This is a genomic window from Kluyvera sp. CHPC 1.2972, assembly GCF_036759925.1.
GTDB lineage: Bacteria > Pseudomonadota > Gammaproteobacteria > Enterobacterales > Enterobacteriaceae > Kluyvera.
In genome coordinates, this window is the sequence record NZ_JAPKIB010000005.1 from 234,339 (window position 1) to 258,214 (window position 23,876).

Below are 23,876 nucleotides of genomic sequence, written 5' to 3' on the forward strand. Positions count from 1 at the left end.
GTATTCATGGCGTTGAATGTGTGGAATACATCCCCATATACTGGTTACATGTTAATGGTTGTGTGAAGCACAGTCGCATAACCAGCTTACCTGGCGGACACTAAACTAAGAGAGAGCTCTATGAATCCTGAGCGTTCTGAACGCATTGAAATCCCCGTATTGCCGTTGCGCGATGTGGTGGTTTATCCGCACATGGTCATCCCCTTATTTGTAGGGCGGGAAAAATCTATCCGTTGTCTGGAAGCGGCCATGGATCATGATAAAAAAATCATGCTGGTCGCGCAGAAAGATGCTTCAACGGATGAGCCGGGTGTAAACGATCTTTTCACCGTCGGGACCGTGGCCTCTATTTTACAAATGCTGAAGCTGCCTGACGGTACGGTCAAAGTGCTGGTCGAAGGGCTGCAGCGTGCGCGTATCTCTACGCTCTCTGATAACGGCGAACACTTCTCCGCGAAAGCAGAGTACCTGGAATCGCCGGCGATTGAAGAGCGCGAGCAGGAAGTGCTGGTACGCACCGCAATCGGTCAGTTTGAAGGCTATATCAAGCTGAACAAAAAAATCCCACCAGAAGTGCTGACGTCGCTGAACAGCATCGACGATCCTGCACGCCTGGCGGATACCATCGCGGCCCACATGCCGCTGAAGCTGGCAGATAAGCAGTCCGTTCTCGAGATGTCCGACATCAACGAGCGCCTGGAATATCTGATGGCGATGATGGAGTCAGAAATCGATCTGCTGCAGGTTGAGAAGCGTATTCGCAACCGCGTGAAAAAGCAGATGGAAAAATCTCAGCGTGAGTACTATCTGAATGAGCAAATGAAAGCCATTCAGAAAGAACTCGGCGAGATGGACGAAGTTCCTGACGAAAACGAAGCGCTGAAGCGTAAGATCGACGCGGCGAAGATGCCGAAAGAGGCGAAAGAGAAAACCGAAGCCGAACTGCAAAAGCTGAAAATGATGTCGCCGATGTCAGCAGAAGCGACCGTGGTTCGCGGTTATATCGACTGGATGGTGCAGGTGCCGTGGAATACGCGCAGCAAGGTCAAAAAAGATCTTCGCCAGGCGCAGGAAATCCTCGATACCGACCATTACGGCCTCGAGCGCGTCAAAGACCGTATTCTTGAGTATCTTGCGGTTCAAAGCCGTGTGAACAAGCTGAAAGGGCCAATTCTGTGCCTGGTAGGGCCTCCTGGCGTGGGTAAAACCTCTCTGGGGCAGTCCATTGCTCAGGCGACCGGACGTAAATACGTTCGTATGGCGCTGGGCGGCGTGCGTGACGAAGCGGAAATCCGCGGTCACCGTCGCACCTACATCGGCTCTATGCCGGGTAAACTGATCCAGAAAATGGCCAAAGTGGGCGTTAAAAACCCGCTGTTCTTGCTCGATGAAATCGACAAAATGTCTTCGGACATGCGCGGTGACCCGGCCTCCGCTCTGCTGGAAGTACTTGATCCAGAACAGAACGTAGCGTTCAGCGATCACTACCTGGAAGTGGATTACGATCTCAGCGACGTGATGTTCGTGGCGACCTCGAACTCCATGAATATTCCAGCGCCGCTGCTGGACCGTATGGAAGTGATCCGTCTGTCCGGTTATACCGAAGACGAGAAGCTGAATATTGCTAAACGTCACCTGCTGCCGAAGCAGATCGAACGTAACGCCCTGAAAAAAGGCGAGCTGACGGTAGACGATAGCGCGATTGTTGGCATCATCCGTTACTACACCCGTGAAGCGGGCGTTCGTAGCCTGGAACGTGAAATCTCGAAACTGTGCCGTAAAGCGGTTAAACAGCTGTTGCTGGATAAAGAGCTGAAGCACATCGATATTAACGGCGACAATCTGCACGACTATCTCGGCATTCAGCGCTTCGACTATGGTCGCGCGGATGAAGAAAACCGCGTTGGTCAGGTTACCGGCCTGGCGTGGACGGAAGTGGGTGGCGATCTGCTGACCATCGAAACCGCCTGTGTACCGGGTAAAGGCAAACTGACCTACACCGGCTCTTTAGGTGAAGTGATGCAGGAGTCCATTCAGGCAGCGCTGACCGTGGTGCGCGCGCGTGCAGAAAAACTGGGCATCAACCCAGATTTCTACGAAAAACGCGACATCCACGTTCACGTACCGGAAGGGGCTACGCCGAAAGACGGTCCAAGTGCGGGTATCGCGATGTGTACCGCGCTGGTTTCCTGCCTGACCGGTAACCCGGTGCGTGCAGACGTGGCGATGACAGGGGAAATTACCCTGCGTGGTCTGGTGCTGCCAATCGGTGGTCTGAAGGAAAAACTGCTCGCGGCACACCGTGGCGGCATTAAGACTGTTCTGATTCCTGATGAGAACAAACGCGATCTGGAAGAGATTCCGGACAACGTTCTGGCCGATCTGGAGATTCATCCGGTTAAGCGCATCGAGGAAGTTCTGGCGCTGGCGCTGCAAAATGAGCCGTCTGGCATGCAGGTTGTAAGCGCAAAATAGTGACCTCGCGCAAAGAGCGTTAATAAAAACAAGGCTGGCAAGCGTAAACTGACTTGCCAGCCTTTTTTTGTCTCGCTAATTTAGACGGCTGGCAGGTGTGTCGATGACGACGGGTGTTGTAAGGGCATGGGAGTCCTGATATAACTGCTCCGCGATTGCACCGTGAAGGATTCAGGTGCGATATAAATAATAAAGAGAGGAAGAGAACAGTGAATAAATCTCAACTGATTGACAAAATTGCTGCTGGCGCGGATATCTCCAAAGCTGCAGCTGGACGTGCGTTAGATGCTTTAATTGCTTCTGTTACTGAATCTCTGCAGGCCGGGGATGATGTTGCACTGGTAGGTTTTGGTACCTTTGCTGTTAAAGAGCGTGCTGCCCGTACTGGCCGTAACCCTCAGACCGGTAAAGAGATCACTATCGCCGCTGCTAAAGTGCCAGCGTTCCGTGCAGGTAAAGCACTGAAAGACGCGGTAAACTGATCGCTTTCCCGCGTAGGGAATGTGGCACAGTACAAGGGCGCATCATCTGATGTGCCTTTTTTTATGGCTTATTGTGTACTTTTAAGCGTTTATATTCGGTGTCATGCTGACAAGCGCCCCGGTTTCTTGTCAAAATAGCGGCCACACGTGCTATGCTGCACGAGGTATTTGTCACCTACAGCGGAGTGTTGTTACACCATGATGGACAATTTACGCACGGCAGCCAACAGCGTCGTGATCAAAGTCATTTTCGGGCTCATTATCGTGTCGTTCATTTTGACCGGCGTGAGTGGTTACCTGATCGGCGGTAACAATAATTTTGCCGCAAAAGTGAATGGCCAGGAAATTGGCCGCGGCCAGTTTGAAAATGCCGTTGCTAGCGAGCGTAACCGCATGCAGCAGCAGCTTGGCGACCAGTACTCAGAACTGGCGGCCAACGAAAACTACATCAAAACGATGCGTCAGCAGGTGCTGAACCGCCTGATCGACGAATCGCTGCTGGATCAGTACGCGAAGACTTTAGGTCTTAGCATCAGCGATGAGCAGGTGCGTAAAGCGATTTTCGCCACCCCAGCTTTCCAGACCGACGGCAAATTTGATAACACCCGCTACAACGCGCTGGTGAATCAGATGGGCATGACGGCGGATCAGTACGCGCAGGCGCTGCGTAACCAACTGACGACCCAACAGCTGATTAACGCCGTTGCCGGTACCGACTTTATGCTGCCGGACGAAACCGACCAGCTGGCCGAACTGGTTGCGCAGCAGCGTTTGGTTCGCGAAGCGACGATCGACGTGAATGCGCTGGCGGCGAAGCAGCAGGTTTCCGATCAGGAAGTCTCTAGCTACTACGAGCAGAACAAGAGTCAGTTTGTCGCGCCGGAACAGTTCCGCGTAAGCTACATCAAGCTGGACGCTGCCTCCATGAGCGAGTCCGTTTCTGACGACGAAATTCAGTCCTACTACGACCAGCATCAGGATCAGTTCACTCAGCCGCAGCGCGATCGCTACAGCGTGATTCAGACCAAAACTGAAGCGGATGCGAAAGCGGTACTGGACGCCCTGAACAAAGGCGCTGACTTCGCTGCACTGGCAAAAGAGAAATCAGCTGACATCATCTCTGCACGTAACGGCGGCGATATGGGTTGGCTGGAAGCTTCTACCACGCCTGACGAGCTGAAAAATGCCGGTCTGAAAGAAAAAGGCCAACTGTCTGGCGTGATCAAATCCTCCGTGGGCTTCCTGGTCGCGCGTCTTGACGACGTACAGGCAGCACAGGTGAAACCGCTGGCTGACGTGCGCAAAGAGATTGCGGACAAAGTGAAGCAGGAAAAATCGCTCGACGCTTACTATGCACTGCAGCAGAAAGTGAGCGACGCGGCGAGTAACGACAACGACTCTCTGGCGGGTGCAGAGCAGGCGGCTGGCGTGAAAGCGGTTGAGACCGGTTGGTTTGACCGTAACAGCCTGCCGGCCGAGCTGAACTTCAAGCCGGTATCTGAGGCTATCTTCAACGGTGGTCTGGTTGGCGAGAACGGCATGCCGGGCAGCAACTCAGACATCATCACCGTTGACGGCGATCGTGCCTTCGTCATTCGCGTGAGCGAGCACAAAGCCGAAGCGGTGAAACCGCTGGCGGAAGTGAAAGCGCAGGTGACCGATATCGTTAAGCACAACAAAGCAGAGCAGCAGGCTAAACTGGATGCTGAAAAACTGCTGGTCGCGCTGAAAGACGGTAAAGGCGACGACGCGATGAAAGCGGCAGGCCTGACCTTTAGCGCCAGCAAAACCCTGAGCCGCGCTGGTCAGGATCCGCTGAGCCAGGCTGCCTTCGCACTGCCGCTGCCGCAGAAAGACAAACCAAGCTACGGTATCGGCAACGATATGCAGGGCAACGTGGTTCTGCTAGCGCTGGACGAAGTGAAAGCGGGCGAAATGCCGGAAGCGCAGAAGAAAGCGATGGTTCAGGGTATTACCCAGAACAACGCGCAAATCGCCTTCGAAGCGATGATGAACAACCTGCGTAAATCCGCGAAGATTAAGCTCGGCGACATCATCGACCAGCAGCAATAATCGGAATTCGCTTCGCATAATTTTGTAATGCGATGTACATATCAAAGGCCGCTTTCGCGGCCTTTTCCACATTTGAAATCTGCCTTTTGAACCGTTGCGCGCTAACCGTTATGGTGCTTTCGCTATCAATCAACAAGGAGAAATCAAGATGAAACGTGGAATCAAAATGTCTGTTATGGCTGCGGTACTAGCGTGTGCGGGGATGAGCTTTAGCGTTCAGGCGGCAGCGCCTGCTGCGGCGAAAACGCAGGCGGCGCAGACAAAAGCCAGTACGGATACCGGAGAGCAGGTGAAAGCCGCGCCTGCCGCTAAAATGGCGGAAGATGAAGGGACCAGGGTCAGCATCAATACCGCGTCGGCAGAGGCGTTAGCGCAGGCGATGAACGGTGTAGGGTTGAAAAAGGCGCAGGCCATCGTTAGCTATCGTGAAGAGTACGGCCCGTTCAAAACGGTGGACGATCTCAAGCAGGTGCCGGGAATGGGCAGTTCGCTCGTTGAGCGTAATCTGGCGCACCTCACGCTTTAATTTGCATCAGGTGTTTGCACTCGTCTGAAAATTTGCCAGACTAAAGAGGTCATACCAGTGGTGTGACCTCTGACTCTATGTAAAAACAAAATAATAAGGCTATGGCGCTATGCAGACACAAATCAAAGTTCGCGGTTATCACCTGGATGTCTATCAGCACGTAAACAACGCTCGCTATCTGGAGTTTCTCGAAGAGGCCCGCTGGGATGGGTTGGAGAGCAGCGCGGGGTTCCAGTGGATGAGTGCGAACCACATCGCTTTTGTGGTGGTGAACATCAATATTAATTACCGTCGCCCGGCGGTGCTGGGTGACCTGCTGACGGTGACCAGCAAGGTGCAGCAATTGAACGGTAAAAGCGGCGTATTAAGTCAGGTGGTCACGCTGGAGCCTGAAGGGCAGATAGTTGCCGACGCGCTGATTACCTTCGTCTGTATCGACTTAAAAACGCAGAAGGCGCTGGCGCTGGAAGGGGAGTTGCTGGAGCATCTGGAAGCAATGGTTGAGTAATGTGCCTGTCCCGGGGGCGGCGTAAACGCCTTGCCCGGGCTACATGACATAACGGTAGCCCGGACGAGCGCAAGCGACCCCGGGAACGTCTCCAGACCTATTTCAGCCCCGTCTTCTGCTTCATTGCCGCCATCACCCCTGGCTTATCCGCCAGATAATGATTCAGCCCATTTGCTCGCAGATTACAGGCCGCGCAGTGGCCGCAGCCATTGCCTTTGATGCCGTTGTAGCAGGTGAGCGTTTCGGTACGGACCAGGTCCAGCTTGTCCCAGTAGTCCGCCAGCGCCCAGGTCTGCGCTTTATCGAGCCACATCAGCGGCGTTTCAAAGCGAATGTCTTTTGCCATGCCCAGGCTAACCGCATGGTTCAGGGCCTTCACGAATTCGTCACGACAGTCTGGATACCCGGAGAAGTCAGTCTCGCAGACACCGGTGATGACGGCTTCTGCCTTCACCTGATAAGCATAAATAGCCGCCAGCGTCAGGAACAGAATGTTGCGCCCCGGCACGAAAGTATTCGGAATACCGTTGGCATCCGGTTCGTAGTCCGGCACGGGAATGCTGTCGCGGGTCAGGCTGCTGACCGCCAGTTCATTGAGCAGGGTAACGTCCAGCACCTTGTGCGCGCGCGCGCCCAGCGTTAAGGCCAGTTCACGGGCGACGTCAATTTCAGCGCGATGGCGCTGGCCATAATCAAACGTGACGCAGTGAACTTCATCATATTGATGCAGCGCCTGCACCAGGCATGTTGTGGAATCTTGTCCACCGCTAAAGACGACAACGGCACGTTTCATGGCTTTTCCTGTCAGTAACTCTAAAAGCCGCTATGGTAACGCCTGCGCGCCGTGGCGACCAGCTTCTTCACCGCGTTGTTGGCGGCAGCCAGGCGGCGGAAAAGTCAAACCAGCCGCGGGCGTTCAGGCGAATGCCGTTGACTCCCGGCGGCGCGCTGACCTGATACTGATAATTAAATAGCGGCGTCAGCATTGCTTCACTCATCAGACGGGTAAAGATGTGCTTCAGCGCGGCGATTCGCTGACTATCGTTTGGCAACGCCTGAGCGTCGTCTAATGCCTGGCGAACGCGGCTGGCCTGCTGTTCGGTAAAGAGCGCGGGCCATAGCGCATCGCAGCGTAGCCACTGCTCCAACGCGTACTCCGGCATCTCGCCAATCAGGCGGTCACCCATAAACAGGTCGGCTTTTGGCAGGTCCGGACAGCCGGTCCAGCTTTTAGCATCATAAAAAATCACCGTCAGCTCGCAGCCCAGTTTCGCCAGGGCTGTTTTTAACTCTTCGGCCATGGTGTGCAGTTCTACCGGCAAATGGTAGATAAGCGTCAGGTGGGGCGGTAGGGCAACATCGGGGGCGTCTTTCGGCAGCGGGATATCCCAGCCGGGCAGCATCTCTTCGCTGGGGGTAATCAGGTTTTCCCCCAACGGTAGGCTTTGCAGCAGGCCGGAGCGATGAATCAGCCCGATGACCCTCTGCGCCTGTGCGCTGCTCAGACGCGGGCTCTGGCGCAGTGCCAGATAGCAGAATCCAAGGCTGATGCTGTGGCTGACGAGCCGCAGTTCGCCAAGCTCCTCTGGTTTGCCAATGGCAATCTGCACCGGATGCTGACAGCTGGTTCCCAGCCCCTGCTCGAAAAGCTGCGGGGTGATCCAGTATTCAATGGCCTGCAGCAGCGGGTGGCTCTGGTGATAGCGATGATGGCTCTCAATGCGCACCAGCTCCGGCTCAAAAATTTTCAGCATAAATGGACCGGTGCCCTGCGATGGTTCGTCCGGATGTGCCAGCACGCTACAGTAGCTCGCCAGTCGATGCGGTAGCCAATAATCCGGATGATGCAGCGTGAAGGTCAGACACTGCGGATGCGTCTGCGTAATGGCTTTCACGCTGGAAAAGAGCTTCGCCAGTTCGGGCAGTTCCAGCAGCATCAGCAATCGTCGGCGAAGCTGCTCGGTCTCAACGGCATCGCCGTTGTGCCAGTGCAGGGTCGAACGAATATAAAACTGCCAGCACAACCCATCGTCGGAAACCGACCAGTGGTGCGCCAGGTCGCCCTGCGGCTGTGAGGCTTCATGGTTAAAGCGGGTCAGGCCAGAGTAAATCTGCCCGGCAAGGTGCTGCTCGGCGCGACCGGCCAGGAAGCCAGGATGCAGTGGCTCCAGCGGACGGTAGTAAGGAATACGCAGCGTCGGCGTATTGTTTTGCCACTGGCCGCCGAGAAACGGGTGCAGCAACGCCCTCAGCTCAACCGGTGCAATCTGCGCCAGCTCCAGCGCATTATGCTGCTCGCCGCGGTTCAGTGCGGTTTCCATCATCTCATTGCGCAGCGTTTCTGGCGCGGTGTGGAACCGTAACCGCCCGCGCTTGCCACGCCCGGACTGCGCTTGCCAGCTCAGCCAGCCCGCCTCTTGTGCCTGGCGCAGCAGAGTACGCACGTGCCGCTCGCTGCAAAAACAACGGGCGGCCAGCTCGGCGATGGTGACCTGCTGATCTTCTCCCTGCGACGGCAGCCACAGGCGCTGGAACTGATTTAAACGGTTTAACTGGCGCATAGAAACCCGGAACAATAAATATCAACTATTCAGTATTACTTCCGTATATCCCAGCAGATACTGAGTGGCAAGAGAGAGCGATCACAGGCGGGATAAAAGATGGCAAGACTGGCAGCATTTGATATGGATGGCACCCTTTTGATGCCAGACCATCGTTTAGGCGAGAGAACCGTGGCGGTGCTGAAGCGCCTGCGTGAACGGAACATCACGCTGACCTTTGCCACTGGTCGTCACGTGCTGGAAATGCGCCCGCTGGTGGAAAAACTGTCGCTGAATGCCTTCCTGATAACCGGCAACGGTACGCGTATTCATACCCAGCAGGGGGAAGTGCTGCACCGTAGCGATCTCTCCCCGGACGTAGCGGAAGAGGTGCTGCACACTCGTTGGGATACGCAGGCCAGCGTCCATGTCTTTAACGATGGCGGCTGGTTTACCGGACGCGAAATACCGGAAATGTTAAAGGCGCACGTGTATAGCGGTTTCCGCTATCAGCTTCGCGACCTGCGCATGATGCCGGCGCATCAGGTGACAAAGATCTGCTTTTGCGGCGATCACGACGATCTCTGCCGTCTGCGGGTGCAATTAGTCGAGGCGTTCGATAAGCGCGCAGATATCTGTTTCTCCGCCGTCGACTGCCTGGAAGTATTGCCGCTCGGCAGCAATAAAGGCGCGGCGCTGTCGGTGCTGAGTCGCCATCTGGGCGTGGGTATGGACGAGTGCATGGCCTTTGGCGATGCGATGAATGACCGTGAAATGCTGGGGCTCGTGGGGCGCGGCGTTATCATGGGAAATGCGATGGGGCAGCTTAAAGCGGCGCTACCCCATCTACCGATTATCGGAAACTGCAAAAATCAGGCGGTTTCTCACTATTTAGCTCATTGGCTGGACACACCTAATCTTCCTTATTCCCCCGAATAGAGAGACCTTCCAGCAAGCCAGGCTCCGTTGATGCCTGGCTTTTTTTATTTCTCTACCAGAGCGTTGATAGCCTGTCGCCACGGTGCCGTGTCGCCGATGTTATTCGCCACCCACTCTGGGTTGTAGTAGGTGTCGAGGTAGCGCTCACCGCTGTCGCACAGTAGCGTCACGATCGAGCCGGTTTTCCCTTCATCGCGCATCTGCGCGGCTAACTGTAACGCGCCCCACATATTGGTCCCGGTAGACGCGCCGACCTTACGGCCAAGCTGCGTTTCCAGCCACTGAGCGGTAGCGACGCTTGCGGCATCAGGCACGCGCAGCATGTTATCAACCACGTCAGGAATAAACGACGGCTCGACGCGCGGACGGCCAATACCTTCAATTTTGCTGCCGACGCTGCCGCGAAGATTCACATCACGGTGCTGCCAGTAGTCCATAAACACGGAGTTCTCCGGGTCGACCACCATCAGTTGGGTTTCATAGCCCTGACAGCGAATGTAGCGGCCGATGGTGGCAGAAGTGCCGCCGGTGCCCGCGCTCATCACCACCCATGTTGGTACCGGGTTGGGTTCGTGCGACATCTGACGGAAAATGCTGTCGGCAATGTTGTTGTTGCCGCGCCAGTCGGTGGCGCGTTCGGCGTAGGTGAACTGATCCATATAGTGGCCGTTCAGCTCGCGGGCCAGGGTTTCCGAGGCGGCGTAGATTTCACACGCGCTCTCGACGAAGTGGCAGCGTCCGCCGTAAAACTCAATCTGCTCAACCTTACGTTTCGCCGTGCAGGAGGGCATCACGGCGATAAACGGCAGGCCAAGCAGGCGGGCGAAATAGGCTTCGGAAACCGCCGTTGATCCGGACGACGATTCAATAATGGTGGTGCCTTCTTTGATCCAGCCATTGCACAGGCCGTAAAGGAACAGCGAACGTGCCAGACGGTGTTTGAGGCTACCGGTCGGGTGCGTGCTTTCATCTTTCAGGTAGAGCTGAATGCCGGGAAAAGCCGGTAGCGCCAGGCGGATTAAATGCGTGTCGGCGCTGCGTTGGTAGTCGGCGTTAATTTCGCTGATGGCGTGTTTGACCCAGGTGCTATTCATCATTATTTTCCGTTTGTCATTTTGTGCCCAGCTTAGCGAAAAGTGCAGAAAAATTTGTTGCCATCTGACCTTTAAAATAGAATTAAGAGAGAAAAATTTTCTCCCGGTGACCGACATGTTAGATAAAATTGACCGAAAGCTTCTGGCCCTACTACAAAATGACTGCACGCTCTCTTTGCAGGCGTTAGCAGATGCCGTTAATCTGACCACCACACCGTGCTGGAAACGACTAAAACGTCTGGAAGATGACGGTATACTGCTTGGCCGCGTCGCCTTACTGGATGCGGAAAAGCTTGGGCTTGGGTTAACGGCGTTTGTGCTGATAAAGACCCAGCACCACAGCAGCGATTGGTACAGCCTTTTTGTGAGCGAAGTGACGCAAATGCCCGAAGTGTTGGGCTTCTGGCGCATGGCCGGGGAGTATGACTACCTGATGCGCGTCCAGGTGGCGGACATGAAACGCTACGATGATTTTTATAAAAGCCTGGTGAACCGCGTCCCCGGACTGTCGGATGTCACCTCAAGCTTTGCGATGGAACAGATTAAATACACCACTGCTCTCCCCATCGAATAATACTTTTTCTGGGATTTTCTCTTTGCCCTTCGAGCTGCCAGGGCGGCAGCGCAGGACGAAGAGAATCGACGTTCAGGATTTTACCGCGTGCGATTATTTGCTCAACTAAGTTGGTACTTCCGCCGGGAATGGCGGCGCTATCTCGGCGCTGTCGCCTTGCTGATTATCATCGCCATACTCCAGCTTATCCCGCCTAAAGTGGTGGGAATTGTGGTGGATGGCGTGACACAACACCACTTCACCACCGGGAAGGTGATGATGTGGCTTGGCACCATGGTACTGATTGCCGTGGTGGTCTACCTGCTGCGCTACGTCTGGCGCGTATTGCTGTTCGGTGCCTCCTATCAGTTGGCGGTCGAACTGCGTGAAGATTTCTACCGTCAGCTAAGCCGCCAGCATCCGGAATTCTACCTGCGTCACCGTACTGGCGACCTGATGGCCCGCGCCACCAACGACGTAGACCGCGTGGTATTTGCCGCAGGGGAAGGGGTGTTGACGCTGGTGGACTCGCTGGTCATGGGCTGCGCGGTGCTGATTGTGATGTCCACGCAACTGAGCTGGCAACTGACCCTGTTGGCGCTGGTGCCGATGCCCATCATGGCGCTGGTTATCCATCGCTACGGTAACCTGCTGCATGAACGTTTCAAAGTGGCGCAGGCGGCCTTCTCCAGTCTTAACGACCGGACTCAGGAGAGCCTGACCAGCATCCGCATGATCAAAGCCTTTGGCCTTGAGGACAGGCAGTCCGCCCAGTTTGCCGCCGATGCGGCTGACACCGGGGTGAAAAACATGCGCGTGGCGCGCATCGACGCCCGTTTTGACCCGACGATTTACATCGCCATTGGGATGGCAAACCTGCTGGCGATTGCCGGCGGCAGCTGGATGGTGATGCAGGGCGAACTGACCCTCGGCCAGCTCACCAGCTTTATGATGTACCTCGGGTTGATGATCTGGCCTATGCTAGCGCTGGCCTGGATGTTCAACATCGTCGAGCGCGGCAGTGCTGCCTACAGCCGCATTCGCACCCTGCTGGCGGAAGCGCCGGTGGTGGACGACGGCACGCAACCGGTACCCGAAGGGCGCGGTACGCTGGAACTGGCGATTGGGCGTTTCAGCTACCCGCAAACCGACAAGCCAACGCTCTGCGACGTCAACGTGACCCTAAAACCGGGCCATATGCTCGGCATTTGCGGGCCGACAGGGTCGGGGAAATCCACCATTCTGTCGCTTATCCAGCGCCATTTTGACGTTGATGAGGGTGAGATCCGCTTCCACGATATTCCCCTGCGTCAATTGCAGCTGGATGCCTGGCGCAGCCGTCTGGCAGTGGTCAGCCAGACGCCGTTCCTCTTCTCCGACACGGTGGCCAGCAACATTGCGCTGGGCCATCCGAGTGCGACGCAGGAAGAGATCGAGCACGCGGCGCGACTGGCCTGCGTGCACGAGGACATTCTGCGTCTGCCGCAGGGTTACGATACCGAAGTCGGCGAGCGCGGCGTGATGCTCTCCGGCGGGCAGAAGCAGCGTATTTCCATTGCGCGCGCGCTGCTGCTGGAGGCGGAAATTCTGATCCTTGACGACGCGCTATCGGCGGTTGATGGCCGCACCGAACATCAGATTCTGCACAACCTGCGTCAGTGGGGCGAAGGCCGCACGGTGATTATCAGCGCGCACCGTCTTTCGGCGCTGTCGGACGCCAGCGAAATCATCGTGATGCAGCACGGGCATATCGCCCAGCGCGGTCAGCATGAGCAACTGGCAGCAGAGCAGGGCTGGTACCGCGATATGCACCGTTATCAACAGCTGGAGGCCGCGCTGAACGACGTGCCGGAAGAAGAGAAATCGGAGGTGGCCGATGCGTAGTTTTGGGCAACTGTGGCCAACCCTGAAGCGGCTGCTGGCCTATGGCTCACCGTGGCGTAAACCGCTGTCGATTGCGGTGGTCATGCTGTGGGTGGCCGCTGCCGCCGAAGTGAGTGGGCCGCTACTGATTAGCTATTTTATCGACAACATGGTGGCAAAAAATAGTCTGCCGCTGGGGACGGTCGCCGGGCTGGCGGCTGCCTATATCGGGCTGCAACTGCTGGCTGCTTCGCTGCACTACAGCCAGTCGCTGCTGTTTAACCGCGCGGCGGTCGGCGTGGTGCAACAGCTGCGTAGTGACGTGATGGACGCTGCGCTGCGCCAGCCGCTGAGCGAATTTGACACGCAGCCGGTAGGCCAGCTTATCTCCCGCGTCACCAACGATACGGAAGTGATCCGCGATCTGTACGTGACGGTGGTGGCGACGGTGCTGCGCAGTGCGGCGCTGATCGGCGCGATGCTGGTGGCGATGTTCAGTCTCGACTGGCGCATGGCGCTGGTGGCGATCGCTATCTTCCCGGCGGTGATGATCGTGATGGTGATTTATCAGCGCTACAGCACGCCTATCGTGCGCCGCGTTCGCGCCTATCTGGCGGATATTAACGATGGCTTCAACGAAGTCATCAACGGCATGAGCGTGATTCAGCAGTTCCGCCAGCAGATACGATTTGGCGAACGTATCGGCGACGTGAGCCGCTCACACTATCTGGCGCGCATGCAAACGCTGCGTCTGGACGGCTTCCTGCTGCGCCCGCTGCTGAGCCTGTTCTCTTCGCTGGTGCTGTGCGGCCTGCTGATGCTATTCGGCTTTAGCGCGCAGGGCTCCATTGAGGTCGGCGTACTGTACGCGTTTATCAGCTATCTGGGGCGTCTGAACGAGCCGTTGATTGAACTCACCACTCAGCAGTCGATGTTACAGCAGGCGGTGGTGGCCGGTGAGCGCGTGTTTGAACTGATGGATCGCCCGCGCCAGCAGTATGGAACCGATATGGCGCCGCTGGCGCGCGGTGATATCGATATCGACGATGTTTCATTTGCCTATCGCGATGACAAGCTGGTGCTGCAAAACATTTCGCTGTCGATTCCAGCACGCAGCTTTGTGGCGCTGGTGGGGCACACCGGCAGCGGCAAGAGTACGCTTGCCAGTCTGCTGATGGGTTATTACCCGCCTAACTCCGGTGAAATTCGCCTCGGTGGCCGCCCGTTACAAAGCCTGAGTCATCAGGTGCTGCGACAGGGCATCGCCGTGGTGCAACAGGATCCGGTGGTGCTGGCCGACTCCTTCTTTGCCAACGTCACGCTGGGGCGCGATATCAGCGAAGCACAGGTCTGGCAGGTGCTGGAAACCGTACAGCTGGCCGAGCTGGCGCGAGGAATGAGTGAGGGTATCTATACTCATCTGGGCGAGCAGGGTAACAACCTGTCGGTCGGGCAGAAGCAGCTGCTGGCGCTGGCCCGCGTGCTGGTTGAGACTCCGCAGGTGCTGATTCTGGACGAAGCCACCGCGAATATTGACTCCGGCACCGAGCGTGCGATTCAACATGCGTTGGCCGCCGTACGTCAGCGCACGACGCTGGTGGTGATCGCTCACCGTCTGTCGACCATCGTAGAAGCGGATACCATTATGGTGCTTCACCGTGGACAGGCCGTCGAGCAGGGGACTCACCAGCAACTGCTTGAAGCCAAAGGGCGTTACTGGCAGATGTATCAGCTACAGCTGGCCGGTGAAGAGCTAGCGGCCAGCGCCCAGGAGGATACGCTGACCGCGTAATGCACCACCGTCAGGCATTTTTCTAACAGATTGCTGTTGTGACACGCATCATGCACCCGCATGGTGCGTTTTTCTTTTAACGCCCGCCATCTTGCCGCCATAAACCCTGATTTTTACCGCTGGTCAGGGCTATTTTCATTTTTGGCATGCCCCTTGCTTTACCTCTTACGTGTTCGTAGCCATTACCGAATTCTGACTGGAGGGGATCTATGAAGCTGGTTACCGTGGTAATTAAACCATTCAAACTCGAAGACGTTCGCGAAGCGCTGTCTTCCATTGGCATTCAGGGCTTAACGGTGACGGAAGTGAAAGGCTTCGGTCGTCAGAAGGGTCATGCAGAGCTTTATCGCGGCGCGGAATACAGCGTCAACTTCCTGCCGAAAGTAAAAATTGATGTGGCTATCGCCGACGATCAGCTCGATGAGGTTGTCGATGTGATTAGCAAAGCCGCTTACACCGGAAAAATTGGCGACGGTAAGATTTTTGTCGCCGAACTGCAGCGCGTAATCCGTATTCGTACCGGCGAAGCCGACGAAGCAGCGCTGTAATTCCCAGCCAGCACAGTGATAGGGATCGAGATGATGAAAAAAACAATGGTAAAAACGGGGTTGAGCGCACTGGCGCTGTTGCCGGGTCTGGCGATGGCGGCACCGGCGGTGGTCGATAAAGCTGATAACGCCTTTATGATGCTGTGTACCGCACTGGTGCTGTTTATGACCATCCCGGGGATTGCGCTGTTTTACGGCGGCCTGATCCGCGGCAAGAACGTGCTCTCCATGCTGACGCAGGTTGCGGTGACTTTTGCGGTGGTCTGCGTATTGTGGGTGGTTTACGGCTACTCGCTGGCCTTCGGCACCGGCGGCAGCTTCTTTGGCAGCTTCGACTGGGTGATGCTGAAAAATATCAAGATTACTGACCTGATGGGCTCGTTCTATCAGTATATCCACGTCGCGTTCCAGGGCTCCTTCGCCTGTATCACCGTGGGCCTTATCGTTGGCGCGCTGGCGGAGCGTATTCGCTTCTCTGCGGTGCTGATTTTTGTGGTGATTTGGCTGACCCTCTCCTACGTGCCGATTGCACACATGGTCTGGGGCGGCGGTCTGCTGGCGAGCCACGGTGCGCTCGACTTTGCGGGCGGTACAGTGGTGCACATTAACGCCGCGGTGGCAGGCCTGGTGGGTGCTTACCTGATTGGCAAGCGCGTGGGCTTTGGCAAAGAAGCGTTCAAACCGCACAACCTGCCGATGGTGTTTATCGGTACCGCGATCCTCTACTTTGGCTGGTTTGGCTTCAACGCCGGTTCTGCCAGTGCGGCGAACGAAATTGCCGGTCTGGCCTTTGTGAATACCGTGGTGGCAACCGCTGCGGCGATCCTCGGCTGGGTATTCGGTGAGTGGGCGCTGCGCGGTAAGCCTTCTCTACTGGGCGCGTGTTCTGGTGCGATTGCGGGCCTGGTCGGTATCACCCCAGCCTGTGGCTATATCGGTGTCGGCGGTGCGTTGATTCTGGGTATCGTGGTCGGTCTGGCGGGTCTGTGGGGCGTGACCTCTCTGAAACGCTGGCTGCGCGTGGATGACCCATGCGACGTGTTCGGTGTTCACGGCGTGTGCGGCATCATCGGCTGTATTCTGACCGGTATCTTCGCTTCTACGGCGCTGGGCGGCGTGGGCTATGCGGAAGGCGTGACCATGAGCCACCAGGTGCTGGTACAGCTCGAAAGTATCGCCATCACCATTGTCTGGTCCGGCGTCGTGGCCTTCATCGGCTATAAAGTGGCAGATTTAACCGTCGGTCTGCGCGTACCGGAAGACCAGGAGCGCGAAGGTCTGGACGTGAACAGCCACGGCGAGAATGCCTACAACGCTTGATACCGGCAACCCGGGTGAGGTGTTTACGCCGACCCCGGGGGAATGCTTCAGACGTTGAAAAACAAAAGATTTATTTTGAACGTTATTTAACCCGCCCTGGTGCGGGTTTCTTGTTTATACGGTGGTGTCAATGATTTTTGTGATCGTTATCACAATGGATGCTGGTATGGTGTCTGTAAAACCTTACGAACCGTAAGTAATTAAATACGTTTGCGTAAAAGTCTTTTACTTAAAACGGCTTTTTATCTTTTACGCTGGGGAGTATTCTCCCACCCCGTCGATTTCATCGGCAAAGATTTGCGGGCAAAGCCAGTCTTACCCGCGCCAGGATGGCACAACAATTCAAGGAACGTTTCAAATGCATACCAGCACATTATTTATCGATGGTCACAAAGCCCGCGTTAAATACGACCCTATTATTGAAATGTTTCGCGGGGAGTTTTTGAACACCGAACGCAGAGCGACATTTATCGCCGGGGACGCAAAAGAGCTGACGATTGCTGCCCGTGATGCGTTTGATTGCTACTGTAATAATTGTCGTGCGACCGGCGTCAAACCGTTCGACAAGAAGAAGCGCCTGCCTCGTATTAGCACCCTGCTGAGCCGTATCATCCATTAATTACCCAGCTGCAACTGTACGCCCGCGTGATATCGCGGGCGTGGTTGATATCACCTAGTTGCGGTTACGCATAACCCCTTCCTGCACTGTCGATGCCACCAGAACACCATCCTGAGTGTAAAACTCGCCGCGTACAAAACCACGGGCGCTGGAGGCAGAGGTGCTCTCGACGCTGTACAGCAGCCATTCGTTCATATCGAACGGACGGTGGAACCACATTGAGTGGTCGATGGTGGCAACCTGCATTCCGGGTTCGAGGAAGCCCACACCGTGCGGCTGGAGGGCAACCGGCAGGAAGTTGAAATCAGAGGCATAGCCGAGCAGGTACTGATGAATATGCAGTGAATCCGGTACCGTGCCGTTGGCACGCATCCACACCTGACGGCGCGGTTCCGCCACATGGCCCTTCAGCGGGTTGTGGAACTCCACCGGGCGAATTTCCAGCGGCTTATCGCAAAGAAACTTCTCTTTGGCCTGCGGCGGCAGCAGGTGTGCCAGCGAACGGGCGATATCGGTTTCCGATGGCAGGCCGTCCGGCGACGGTGCAGCTGGCATCGTTTTTTGATGTTCGTAGCCGGATTCAGGGGCCTGGAAAGAGGCGGTCATATAGAAAATAGGCTTCCCGTTCTGGATAGCCGCCACGCGACGCGCGCTGAAACTATTGCCATCGCGCAGTACTTCAACGTCATAAACGATAGGTTTCTGGCTGTCGCCCGGGCGCAGGAAATAGCTATGGAAGGAGTGCACCAGACGGTCGGCAGGGACGGTCTCTTTTGCCGCATACAGCGCCTGGCCGACAACCTGGCCGCCAAAGACCTGACGCAGACCCAGATCTTCGCTCTGGCCACGGAACAGCCCTTCTTCAATTCTTTCCAGATTTAATAATGTCAGCAGATTAGAAAGCGCTTGGCTCATTGATACCCTCTATAATTTTACGGTCACAACAGCAGGTGAATGCTTTCATTATAACGCAGTTTTGCGAGTGGTCCGATGGGTTCAATTATCTGAATAATGGGGCGTTTGCAGGCAATCATGTGAATTATATGCCACACTAAAGCGGTTACGTTTGTTAAAGCATTGTCACTCAAATGAGAAAATAGCCTCAGAACTGGGTGAGCAATAAGGAGAATGCTAATGAAACTCGTGCCGATCTTAAGCGGTTTGGCGATTGCACTGGCCCTGGCGGGCTGTGCGAAGACGCACCAGCAAAGTCAGAATCAGACACCTGCGCCAGAAGCAGCGGCGGCCAACCAGGCCGTGTCAGGACCAAACGTCTCTGGTAGCGTGTGGATCCGCCAGAAAGTGGCGCTGCCGCCGGATGCCGTACTGACCGTAACGCTGTCCGACGCGTCGTTGGCCGATGCGCCATCGAAAGTGCTGTCGCAGAAAGTGACGCGTACCGAAGGGAAACAGGCGCCGTTTAGCTTTGCCTTGCCGTACAACCCGGCAGATATTCAGCCCAACGCCCGTATCCTGCTGAGCGCGGCGGTGACCATTAACGATAAGCTGGTCTTTATTACCGACACCGTGCAGGAAGTGATTAACCACGGCGGCACTAAAGTCGACCTGACGCTGGTTCCCGTGCAGCAAACGCCAGTGCCGGTTCAGGATGCCTCGCCGGTTCAGGTTCCATAAACGCGAATGCCCTCTACGTGAGGGCATTTTTTTGCCATGAATTCAGGGTAGCCCGGGCGAAGCGCTTTAGCGCTGACCCCGGGATTTCCCCGGCGTCGCTTTGCTCGGCCGGACTACAGCTGCTAGTAGTTCCAGCGATACTTCTGCATATCAATCTGCCCACTTCCCGACACCTGCACCCCTTCAGAAAGCAATGCCTGGCGTTGACGCTGTAGATCCGGGCCGGTCAGGGATATCACGCCGTGCCGATTCACCACCCGATGCCACGGCAGCGTGGAACCCTCCGGCAGCCGTTTCAATACGCCGCCGACCTGACGCGCAGCGCGCGGGGAACCGGCCAGCCGGGCAATATCGCCGTAGGTGGTAACGTAACCTTCCGGGATGGACGCGATGATTTGCCAAACGCGCTGTGGAAAAGAGCCAAAATCGTCCATAGTGAGTTCCTTAAAGCAGAACCTTCAGCATAATCAGCCTGATGTCCGCTGTGAAGGGCAGATTGCGCAAGAATCCAGCAGGCAGTAGCGGATAGCTTGCAATTGCCCGTCCCAGCAGTGATAATGCGCCAGCGCGTTGGATAACAACGCTCTCAATGGGGGCCCTGTTGGTTCTCCCGCAACGCTACTCTGTTCACCAGGTCAGGTCCGGAAGGAAGCAGCCAGGGCAGATGACGCGTGTGCCGGGATGTAGCTGGCAGGGCCCCCACCCATTTCTACCGCCGTAAAATCCCCCCGCTAAGACCAATCTAATCCCTGTATTAATTGTGGCTATTTATCGTCAGTAACCTTTTGCATTCAAATAACATTCATCTGTTTGTAATATTATTGTCATTTATGTGTCATAAATTGCCTTTAGATTAACATTGGGTATTTATATTACCCTTTGTGTTATAAATATATTTCTGGAATGTGCTGTTGGTTTCATGTATTAGTTATTACAGAAATAATACAGAAACCATTTTGGCCGCGTCGCTTTGCGGGTTTTGTTAACACAAACTTGCCTACCAGACGGCGCGTCTTTACGGGAAGGGGTTTATATGACAGTCGCAGTGCTTAACGTAAAAATTGATGAAGCGGTAAAAGAGAGACTTCGCCACTTTGCCGAAGTCCATGGCCTGACTTTAGGCGCTGCGGCAGAAAAGCTGCTGCTGCTGGGGTTTGTAGCTGAAGAAGAGGCGGGTGTGTGTGAAGATGACATCGACAGCCAGCATACGGAAGAAGATGTTGCTCCATTCACATCTAAAGAAATCAAAGCATTACGTAAAATCCTGAAGAAGAGAAAATGAAACAGCAAACGTCGATAGCGTGTAACTATAGCGAAGCCTGCGACCTGTTACGTTCAGGCTACGTGAAGCATGTTCTTCTCAACTGGAATGTTGGCAGCGATGAATTCTTTCGTATTGCCTCAGACTGGTGCGATACCGGTGCTAAGATTAAAAAAGAGGGAGAATCTTTCGTTATTTCCCTGAAAGGCTTTCCGATCCCTCCACAGCACTAATATATTCTTTAGCCGTACTTTATTACGTTAAAGAATATAATGTTTCAGGCCGGTTATGTTATTGGAGGCGTTCTCTCCTTGCGCGCGGTTAAATTATTTTCCGCACTTTGTTTGCGCCATGCTGGCCTGCTAACGTTGCCCAAATCGGCTGTAATGTCGAAAAGGCGCGACGCAGCGTTTCATCGTCCAGTGTAAATGGAATGCGTAAATTGCGCTCTCCGCTGCCCGCCAGACCAAATCGTGTTCCTACGCCAAGATGAATCGCGCTGGCTTCCGCTCGCGCAGCAAACCGCGTTGCCATCATCTCCGGCAGTTCAACCCAGAACGACAGTCCTCCCTCCGGCAGCACAAATTTCCACTGCGGAAAGTATTCATGCATTAACGCCGCGCACATATCTCGCCGCGCCTTCAGCAGTCGACGTCGTTCGGGTAGTAGCTGATGCTCATTGTCCAGTAGCCAGCAGGTGGCCAACTGTTCCAGCAGCGGCGAGCCTAAATCAAGGGTATCGCGGGTCTGGACCAGTGCTGCAATGGTGCGCGATGAAGCGCGGATCCAACCCAGACGCAGCCCACCCCAGAAGCTTTTCCCGGTTGAACCTACGGTGATGATCGGCGCATCGTGATTAAACGCGGCCAGCGGTGGTGGTGGTGGGGCGTTGTACCATAAATCTACCATCGTTTCGTCGACGACCAGCGTCGTGCAGGTCCGTGCCGCCAGGTCCGCTACTATCTGCCGGGTGGCGCTGTCCATGCACTGGCCGGTAGGGTTTTGAAAATCGGGCATCAGATACGCCAGCCGCGGTGCGGTCTGAGCGATAACCGCCGCCAGGCCGTCGGTGTCCCAGCCTTTATCGGGCAATGGCAGCGCCACCGGGCGGCAGGATGCGCCCTCAATAGCGGAAATCGCCAGTGGATAAGTCGGCGTTTCAACCACCACCCGGTCGCCCGGCCCGGTGAGGTTGCGCAGGATCAGCGCCAGCCCGCTGACCGCGCCGTTTACCAGCATAATCTCGTCGGCCCGTGTTGGCAGCCCGCGCGCGCTATAGCGCTGGGCAATGGCTTCGCGCAGGGCGGGTAGTCCCTGCTGATCGTAGCCGGTATTGCTGAGGTAGCCGGGCAGCGCCGCCAGCGCATGGCTGTAGGCCTGATGGATTTCCGCGCCGGCTGCCAGCGCGGCGGTGGACATGTCCAACGTCGGCGAGGCCGGCATGCGCGGCGCGCGCTGGTAGCCTTCGGCGCTGAGCGTGACCGTTGAGCCGCTACCCTGCTTGCTCTGCACGTAGCCTTCGTCACGCAGCTGGGCCAGCGCGCTGGCAATGGTGGTGCGGCTGACCCCTAACGCACTGGCAAACTCCCGTTCTCCCGGCAGGCGGGTGCCGAGCGGCAGACGGCCATCGAGAATCAGCAGCCGCAGCGCATCGGTGAGCTGTCGCCACAGCGGCGTCGGGGAGGGGCCGTCCTGCCAGTGGCCCAGCAGGCGAACTAATGATTGGGTGGCGGAGCGTCGAATCATGGGGGCAGTCCACTTTTTAAAAACTGGTCATTAATCATAATGCCATTTTTACCGATGATGGAAGCCTCATTCTACAGGCCGAGGTCTCTATGCTACGCCGACTGATTCAGCTCTACATTGGGTTAATACTCTACGGAGTATCGACCGCCGTCTATGTTCGTGCCAATCTCGGGGCTGACCCGTGGAACGTATTCCACCTTGGCGTATCCGGGTTAACCTCCCTCGATATTGGGATGGTGATGATCCTCACCGGCGCAGCCGTACTGCTGTTATGGATCCCATTGCGCCAGCGTCCGGGGCTGGGCACCATCAGCAACGTTATCGTGCTGGGACTGGCGGCCGATGCCACGCTCTCGCTGATGCCGCCGCTGGAATCGCTCTGGCTTCGCGCCGTGCTGCTGCTGTTGGCGGTGGTGCTGAATGGGATGGCGACCGGTATGTATATCGGCGCCGGTTTTGGCGCCGGGCCACGCGATGGCCTGATGACCGGCATTCACGCTCGTACCGGCTGGCCAATCCGCCGCATTCGTACCACCATCGAACTCTCGGTACTGGTTATCGGCATGCTGCTGGGTGGCACCTTCGGTGTGGGCACCGTGCTGTATGCGCTAGCGATTGGCCCGTTGATTCAGATTTTCCTGCCGTGGTTCCAGTTGCCTCGTGTAGCGCAGCGTCGCACGGCTGAGGTGGAGCAAACTTCCTGATTTTACGAAGCGCTCACAGCATGGTGTTCGTTTTCCGGTTACACTGCACCTGGTACGCCAGTTAAACGGAAAAGTATGAAAACAATCACGCTGTATGATGTGGCCCGCGTCGCCGGTGTCTCCTACCAGACCGTGTCGCGGGTGATAAACCAGGCCGCGCACGTGTCGCCGCGCACGCGGGAAAAGGTGCAGGCCGCGATGCAGGAACTGCACTATGTTCCCAATCGCGGCGCGCAGCAGTTGGCCGGAAAGGCCACGCAGACGCTGGGCTTGCTGACTACTGACCTGGCGCTGCATGCGCCTTCGCAAATCGCCTCGGCGGTGAAGCGCCGTGCCGGTGAAGTGGGTTTTTCCGTGCTGATTTCGATGGTGGAAAGTCATGACCGGGAAGCCTGCTTCAACGCCTTGCAGGAGCTTCAGGCGCAGCGCGTCGAAGGTCTGCTGGTGAATGTGCCGCTGGAGCGTGAGGATGCGCAGGCGCTGGCCGCCGCTTCGCCGGTGCCGATACTGTTTCTCGACGTGGGGCGTGATGCCGAGGTGAATAGCCTCGTGTTTGACGCCGAGCAGGGCGCTCGCCTTGGCGTTGAACATCTGCTGACGCTGGGGCATCGGCAGATAGCGCTGCTCGCGGGCCCGCAAAGCTCTGTCTCCGCCCGTGCCCGACTCGCGGGCTGGCAGCATGCCTTACAACAGGCAGCGGTACAGCCGGTTTCCGTGGCCTATGGCGACTGGAGCGCGGCCTCCGGTTATGAAAAAGCGCACCTTTTACTCAGTGAAAAACCCTACCCTGATGCACTGCTGGTGGCCAACGATCAGATGGCATTGGGCGCGCTGCGCGCCTGCGCGGAGAAAGGCATTCGCGTGCCGGGGCAGCTATCGATAGTGGGTTATGACGATACCACCGACAGCGCTTGGTTTACGCCGCCGCTGACCACCATCCGCCAGCGCTTTAAAGAGGCCGGACGAATGAGCGTGGATTGGCTCATTGCGCAGGAGGGTAGCGCATTACCTCAGCGCCAGACTTGCCTGAGCGTTGAGCTGATTGCCCGCAGTTCTAGTGCCGAACGGCAGCCGGAAAGCCTACAGGATGACGATCTGGCGCATTGCTTACAGGCGCTGGCAACCCGAATAGCCAGACGATCGCGCGATTTGTGATCTGACTCGCTTACTCTCGATCCGATCCTTTACCTCGTGGTGA

At 56.3% G+C, this 23,876-nt stretch carries 23 protein-coding genes and 1 other RNA gene; 18 read left to right on the forward strand and 6 right to left on the reverse strand.

The features are described 5' to 3' along the window. Positions 1–120 precede the first annotated feature (120 nt). The 5 genes from lon (at position 121) to V6944_RS11300 (ending at position 6,064) form a co-directional block, all read left to right on the forward strand. On the forward strand, positions 121–2,475 hold the full coding sequence (gene lon / locus V6944_RS11280; RefSeq protein ID WP_185667145.1) for an endopeptidase La: 2,355 nt from the start codon (positions 121–123) through the stop codon (positions 2,473–2,475). A gap of 209 nt (positions 2,476–2,684) precedes the next feature. After that, on the forward strand, positions 2,685–2,957 hold the full coding sequence (hupB, locus tag V6944_RS11285; RefSeq protein WP_035895161.1) for a nucleoid-associated protein HU-beta: 273 nt from the start codon (positions 2,685–2,687) through the stop codon (positions 2,955–2,957). Positions 2,958–3,155: 198 nt separating this feature from the next. Further along, positions 3,156–5,030, forward strand: coding sequence for a peptidylprolyl isomerase (gene ppiD, locus V6944_RS11290; RefSeq protein ID WP_333499009.1), 1,875 nt, complete (start codon positions 3,156–3,158; stop codon positions 5,028–5,030). Between the two features lie 148 nt (positions 5,031–5,178). Beyond that, entirely contained in the window at positions 5,179–5,556 is a 378-nt protein-coding gene (locus V6944_RS11295; RefSeq protein ID WP_333499010.1) for a helix-hairpin-helix domain-containing protein, read from the forward strand. 109 nt (positions 5,557–5,665) lie between these two features. Then, a complete protein-coding gene (locus tag V6944_RS11300) occupies positions 5,666–6,064 on the forward strand; it encodes a YbgC/FadM family acyl-CoA thioesterase (protein WP_333499011.1) in 399 nt (132 codons plus the stop codon). Positions 6,065–6,161: 97 nt separating this feature from the next. Here V6944_RS11300 and queC read toward each other — a convergent pair whose 3' ends face one another. Continuing rightward, positions 6,162–6,857, reverse strand: coding sequence for a 7-cyano-7-deazaguanine synthase QueC (gene queC, locus V6944_RS11305; protein ID WP_333499012.1), 696 nt, complete (start codon positions 6,855–6,857; stop codon positions 6,162–6,164). Between the two features lie 67 nt (positions 6,858–6,924). Continuing rightward, entirely contained in the window at positions 6,925–8,625 is a 1,701-nt protein-coding gene (locus V6944_RS11310; RefSeq protein WP_333499013.1) for an SgrR family transcriptional regulator, read from the reverse strand. A gap of 99 nt (positions 8,626–8,724) precedes the next feature. Here V6944_RS11310 and cof point away from each other — a divergent pair, with 99 nt between their 5' ends. Continuing rightward, positions 8,725–9,543: an HMP-PP phosphatase gene (cof, locus tag V6944_RS11315; protein ID WP_333499014.1), complete on the forward strand. Its 819-nt coding sequence runs from the start codon at positions 8,725–8,727 to the stop codon at positions 9,541–9,543. A gap of 44 nt (positions 9,544–9,587) precedes the next feature. Here cof and V6944_RS11320 read toward each other — a convergent pair whose 3' ends face one another. Beyond that, positions 9,588–10,637, reverse strand: coding sequence for a PLP-dependent cysteine synthase family protein (locus tag V6944_RS11320; protein WP_333499055.1), 1,050 nt, complete (start codon positions 10,635–10,637; stop codon positions 9,588–9,590). A gap of 115 nt (positions 10,638–10,752) precedes the next feature. On the opposite strand from V6944_RS11320, the gene V6944_RS11325 reads away from it, so the two are divergent. From V6944_RS11325 to V6944_RS11350, 6 genes are all read left to right on the forward strand, one after another. After that, positions 10,753–11,211 carry an Lrp/AsnC family transcriptional regulator gene (locus V6944_RS11325; RefSeq protein ID WP_185667138.1) on the forward strand — a complete coding sequence of 153 codons (459 nt, stop codon included), beginning with the start codon at positions 10,753–10,755 and terminating at the stop codon, positions 11,209–11,211. Between the two features lie 87 nt (positions 11,212–11,298). Then, the gene (locus V6944_RS11330; RefSeq protein WP_333499015.1) at positions 11,299–13,074 is read left to right on the forward strand and encodes a SmdA family multidrug ABC transporter permease/ATP-binding protein; all 1,776 of its coding nucleotides are present in this window, start codon (positions 11,299–11,301) and stop codon (positions 13,072–13,074) included. After that, positions 13,067–14,845: a SmdB family multidrug efflux ABC transporter permease/ATP-binding protein gene (locus tag V6944_RS11335; RefSeq protein ID WP_333499016.1), complete on the forward strand. Its 1,779-nt coding sequence runs from the start codon at positions 13,067–13,069 to the stop codon at positions 14,843–14,845. Before V6944_RS11330 ends, V6944_RS11335 begins: the two co-directional genes overlap by 8 nt. A 209-nt stretch (positions 14,846–15,054) precedes the next feature. Beyond that, entirely contained in the window at positions 15,055–15,393 is a 339-nt protein-coding gene (glnK, locus tag V6944_RS11340; protein ID WP_004858743.1) for a P-II family nitrogen regulator, read from the forward strand. 33 nt (positions 15,394–15,426) lie between these two features. Beyond that, complete coding sequence (gene amtB / locus V6944_RS11345) at positions 15,427–16,713, forward strand: ammonium transporter AmtB (RefSeq protein WP_035895173.1); 1,287 nt, start codon at positions 15,427–15,429, stop codon at positions 16,711–16,713. 358 nt (positions 16,714–17,071) lie between these two features. After that, positions 17,072–17,332 carry a type II toxin-antitoxin system HicB family antitoxin gene (locus tag V6944_RS11350; RefSeq protein WP_333499017.1) on the forward strand — a complete coding sequence of 87 codons (261 nt, stop codon included), beginning with the start codon at positions 17,072–17,074 and terminating at the stop codon, positions 17,330–17,332. A gap of 54 nt (positions 17,333–17,386) precedes the next feature. Here V6944_RS11350 and tesB read toward each other — a convergent pair whose 3' ends face one another. Beyond that, positions 17,387–18,247, reverse strand: coding sequence for an acyl-CoA thioesterase II (tesB, locus tag V6944_RS11355; protein WP_333499018.1), 861 nt, complete (start codon positions 18,245–18,247; stop codon positions 17,387–17,389). 219 nt (positions 18,248–18,466) lie between these two features. Between tesB and V6944_RS11360 the strand changes: the two genes are divergently transcribed. Further along, the gene (locus V6944_RS11360; RefSeq protein ID WP_333499019.1) at positions 18,467–18,967 is read left to right on the forward strand and encodes a YbaY family lipoprotein; all 501 of its coding nucleotides are present in this window, start codon (positions 18,467–18,469) and stop codon (positions 18,965–18,967) included. 122 nt (positions 18,968–19,089) lie between these two features. Here the strand turns inward: V6944_RS11360 and V6944_RS11365 are convergent, their stop codons facing one another. Beyond that, the gene (locus V6944_RS11365; RefSeq protein WP_185667132.1) at positions 19,090–19,401 is read right to left on the reverse strand and encodes an MGMT family protein; all 312 of its coding nucleotides are present in this window, start codon (positions 19,399–19,401) and stop codon (positions 19,090–19,092) included. 165 nt (positions 19,402–19,566) lie between these two features. Between V6944_RS11365 and ffs the strand changes: the two genes are divergently transcribed. The 3 genes from ffs (at position 19,567) to V6944_RS11380 (ending at position 20,461) form a co-directional block, all read left to right on the forward strand. Then, positions 19,567–19,663, forward strand: an RNA gene (gene ffs, locus V6944_RS11370) — signal recognition particle sRNA small type. A 337-nt stretch (positions 19,664–20,000) separates the two neighbouring features. Then, the gene (locus tag V6944_RS11375; protein WP_333499020.1) at positions 20,001–20,249 is read left to right on the forward strand and encodes a hypothetical protein; all 249 of its coding nucleotides are present in this window, start codon (positions 20,001–20,003) and stop codon (positions 20,247–20,249) included. Continuing rightward, positions 20,246–20,461 carry a hypothetical protein gene (locus V6944_RS11380; protein WP_035895186.1) on the forward strand — a complete coding sequence of 72 codons (216 nt, stop codon included), beginning with the start codon at positions 20,246–20,248 and terminating at the stop codon, positions 20,459–20,461. Before V6944_RS11375 ends, V6944_RS11380 begins: the two co-directional genes overlap by 4 nt. Before the next feature lie 88 nt (positions 20,462–20,549). Here V6944_RS11380 and yczR read toward each other — a convergent pair whose 3' ends face one another. Beyond that, positions 20,550–21,974 carry a MocR-like transcription factor YczR gene (gene yczR / locus V6944_RS11385; RefSeq protein ID WP_333499021.1) on the reverse strand — a complete coding sequence of 475 codons (1,425 nt, stop codon included), beginning with the start codon at positions 21,972–21,974 and terminating at the stop codon, positions 20,550–20,552. Positions 21,975–22,063: 89 nt separating this feature from the next. On the opposite strand from yczR, the gene yczE reads away from it, so the two are divergent. Both yczE and V6944_RS11395 read left to right on the forward strand, forming a co-directional pair. Beyond that, the gene (gene yczE / locus V6944_RS11390) at positions 22,064–22,678 is read left to right on the forward strand and encodes a membrane protein YczE (protein ID WP_333495145.1); all 615 of its coding nucleotides are present in this window, start codon (positions 22,064–22,066) and stop codon (positions 22,676–22,678) included. A 75-nt stretch (positions 22,679–22,753) separates the two neighbouring features. Beyond that, positions 22,754–23,833: a LacI family DNA-binding transcriptional regulator gene (locus tag V6944_RS11395; protein WP_333499022.1), complete on the forward strand. Its 1,080-nt coding sequence runs from the start codon at positions 22,754–22,756 to the stop codon at positions 23,831–23,833. Positions 23,834–23,876: the final 43 nt, after the last annotated feature.

Coding starts and splice junctions, on each gene's coding strand:
- lon (WP_185667145.1), top strand. CDS start 121: ATGAATCCTGAGCGTTCTGAACGCATTGAAATCCCCGTATTGCCGTTG.
- ppiD (WP_333499009.1), top strand. CDS start 3,156: ATGATGGACAATTTACGCACGGCAGCCAACAGCGTCGTGATCAAAGTC.
- V6944_RS11295 (WP_333499010.1), top strand. CDS start 5,179: ATGAAACGTGGAATCAAAATGTCTGTTATGGCTGCGGTACTAGCGTGT.
- V6944_RS11300 (WP_333499011.1), top strand. CDS start 5,666: ATGCAGACACAAATCAAAGTTCGCGGTTATCACCTGGATGTCTATCAG.
- queC (WP_333499012.1), bottom strand. CDS start 6,857: ATGAAACGTGCCGTTGTCGTCTTTAGCGGTGGACAAGATTCCACAACA.
- V6944_RS11310 (WP_333499013.1), bottom strand. CDS start 8,625: ATGCGCCAGTTAAACCGTTTAAATCAGTTCCAGCGCCTGTGGCTGCCG.
- cof (WP_333499014.1), top strand. CDS start 8,725: ATGGCAAGACTGGCAGCATTTGATATGGATGGCACCCTTTTGATGCCA.
- V6944_RS11320 (WP_333499055.1), bottom strand. CDS start 10,637: ATGAATAGCACCTGGGTCAAACACGCCATCAGCGAAATTAACGCCGAC.
- V6944_RS11325 (WP_185667138.1), top strand. CDS start 10,753: ATGTTAGATAAAATTGACCGAAAGCTTCTGGCCCTACTACAAAATGAC.
- V6944_RS11335 (WP_333499016.1), top strand. CDS start 13,067: ATGCGTAGTTTTGGGCAACTGTGGCCAACCCTGAAGCGGCTGCTGGCC.
- glnK (WP_004858743.1), top strand. CDS start 15,055: ATGAAGCTGGTTACCGTGGTAATTAAACCATTCAAACTCGAAGACGTT.
- amtB (WP_035895173.1), top strand. CDS start 15,427: ATGAAAAAAACAATGGTAAAAACGGGGTTGAGCGCACTGGCGCTGTTG.
- V6944_RS11350 (WP_333499017.1), top strand. CDS start 17,072: ATGCATACCAGCACATTATTTATCGATGGTCACAAAGCCCGCGTTAAA.
- tesB (WP_333499018.1), bottom strand. CDS start 18,247: ATGAGCCAAGCGCTTTCTAATCTGCTGACATTATTAAATCTGGAAAGA.
- V6944_RS11360 (WP_333499019.1), top strand. CDS start 18,467: ATGAAACTCGTGCCGATCTTAAGCGGTTTGGCGATTGCACTGGCCCTG.
- V6944_RS11365 (WP_185667132.1), bottom strand. CDS start 19,401: ATGGACGATTTTGGCTCTTTTCCACAGCGCGTTTGGCAAATCATCGCG.
- V6944_RS11375 (WP_333499020.1), top strand. CDS start 20,001: ATGACAGTCGCAGTGCTTAACGTAAAAATTGATGAAGCGGTAAAAGAG.
- V6944_RS11380 (WP_035895186.1), top strand. CDS start 20,246: ATGAAACAGCAAACGTCGATAGCGTGTAACTATAGCGAAGCCTGCGAC.
- yczR (WP_333499021.1), bottom strand. CDS start 21,974: ATGATTCGACGCTCCGCCACCCAATCATTAGTTCGCCTGCTGGGCCAC.
- yczE (WP_333495145.1), top strand. CDS start 22,064: ATGCTACGCCGACTGATTCAGCTCTACATTGGGTTAATACTCTACGGA.
- V6944_RS11395 (WP_333499022.1), top strand. CDS start 22,754: ATGAAAACAATCACGCTGTATGATGTGGCCCGCGTCGCCGGTGTCTCC.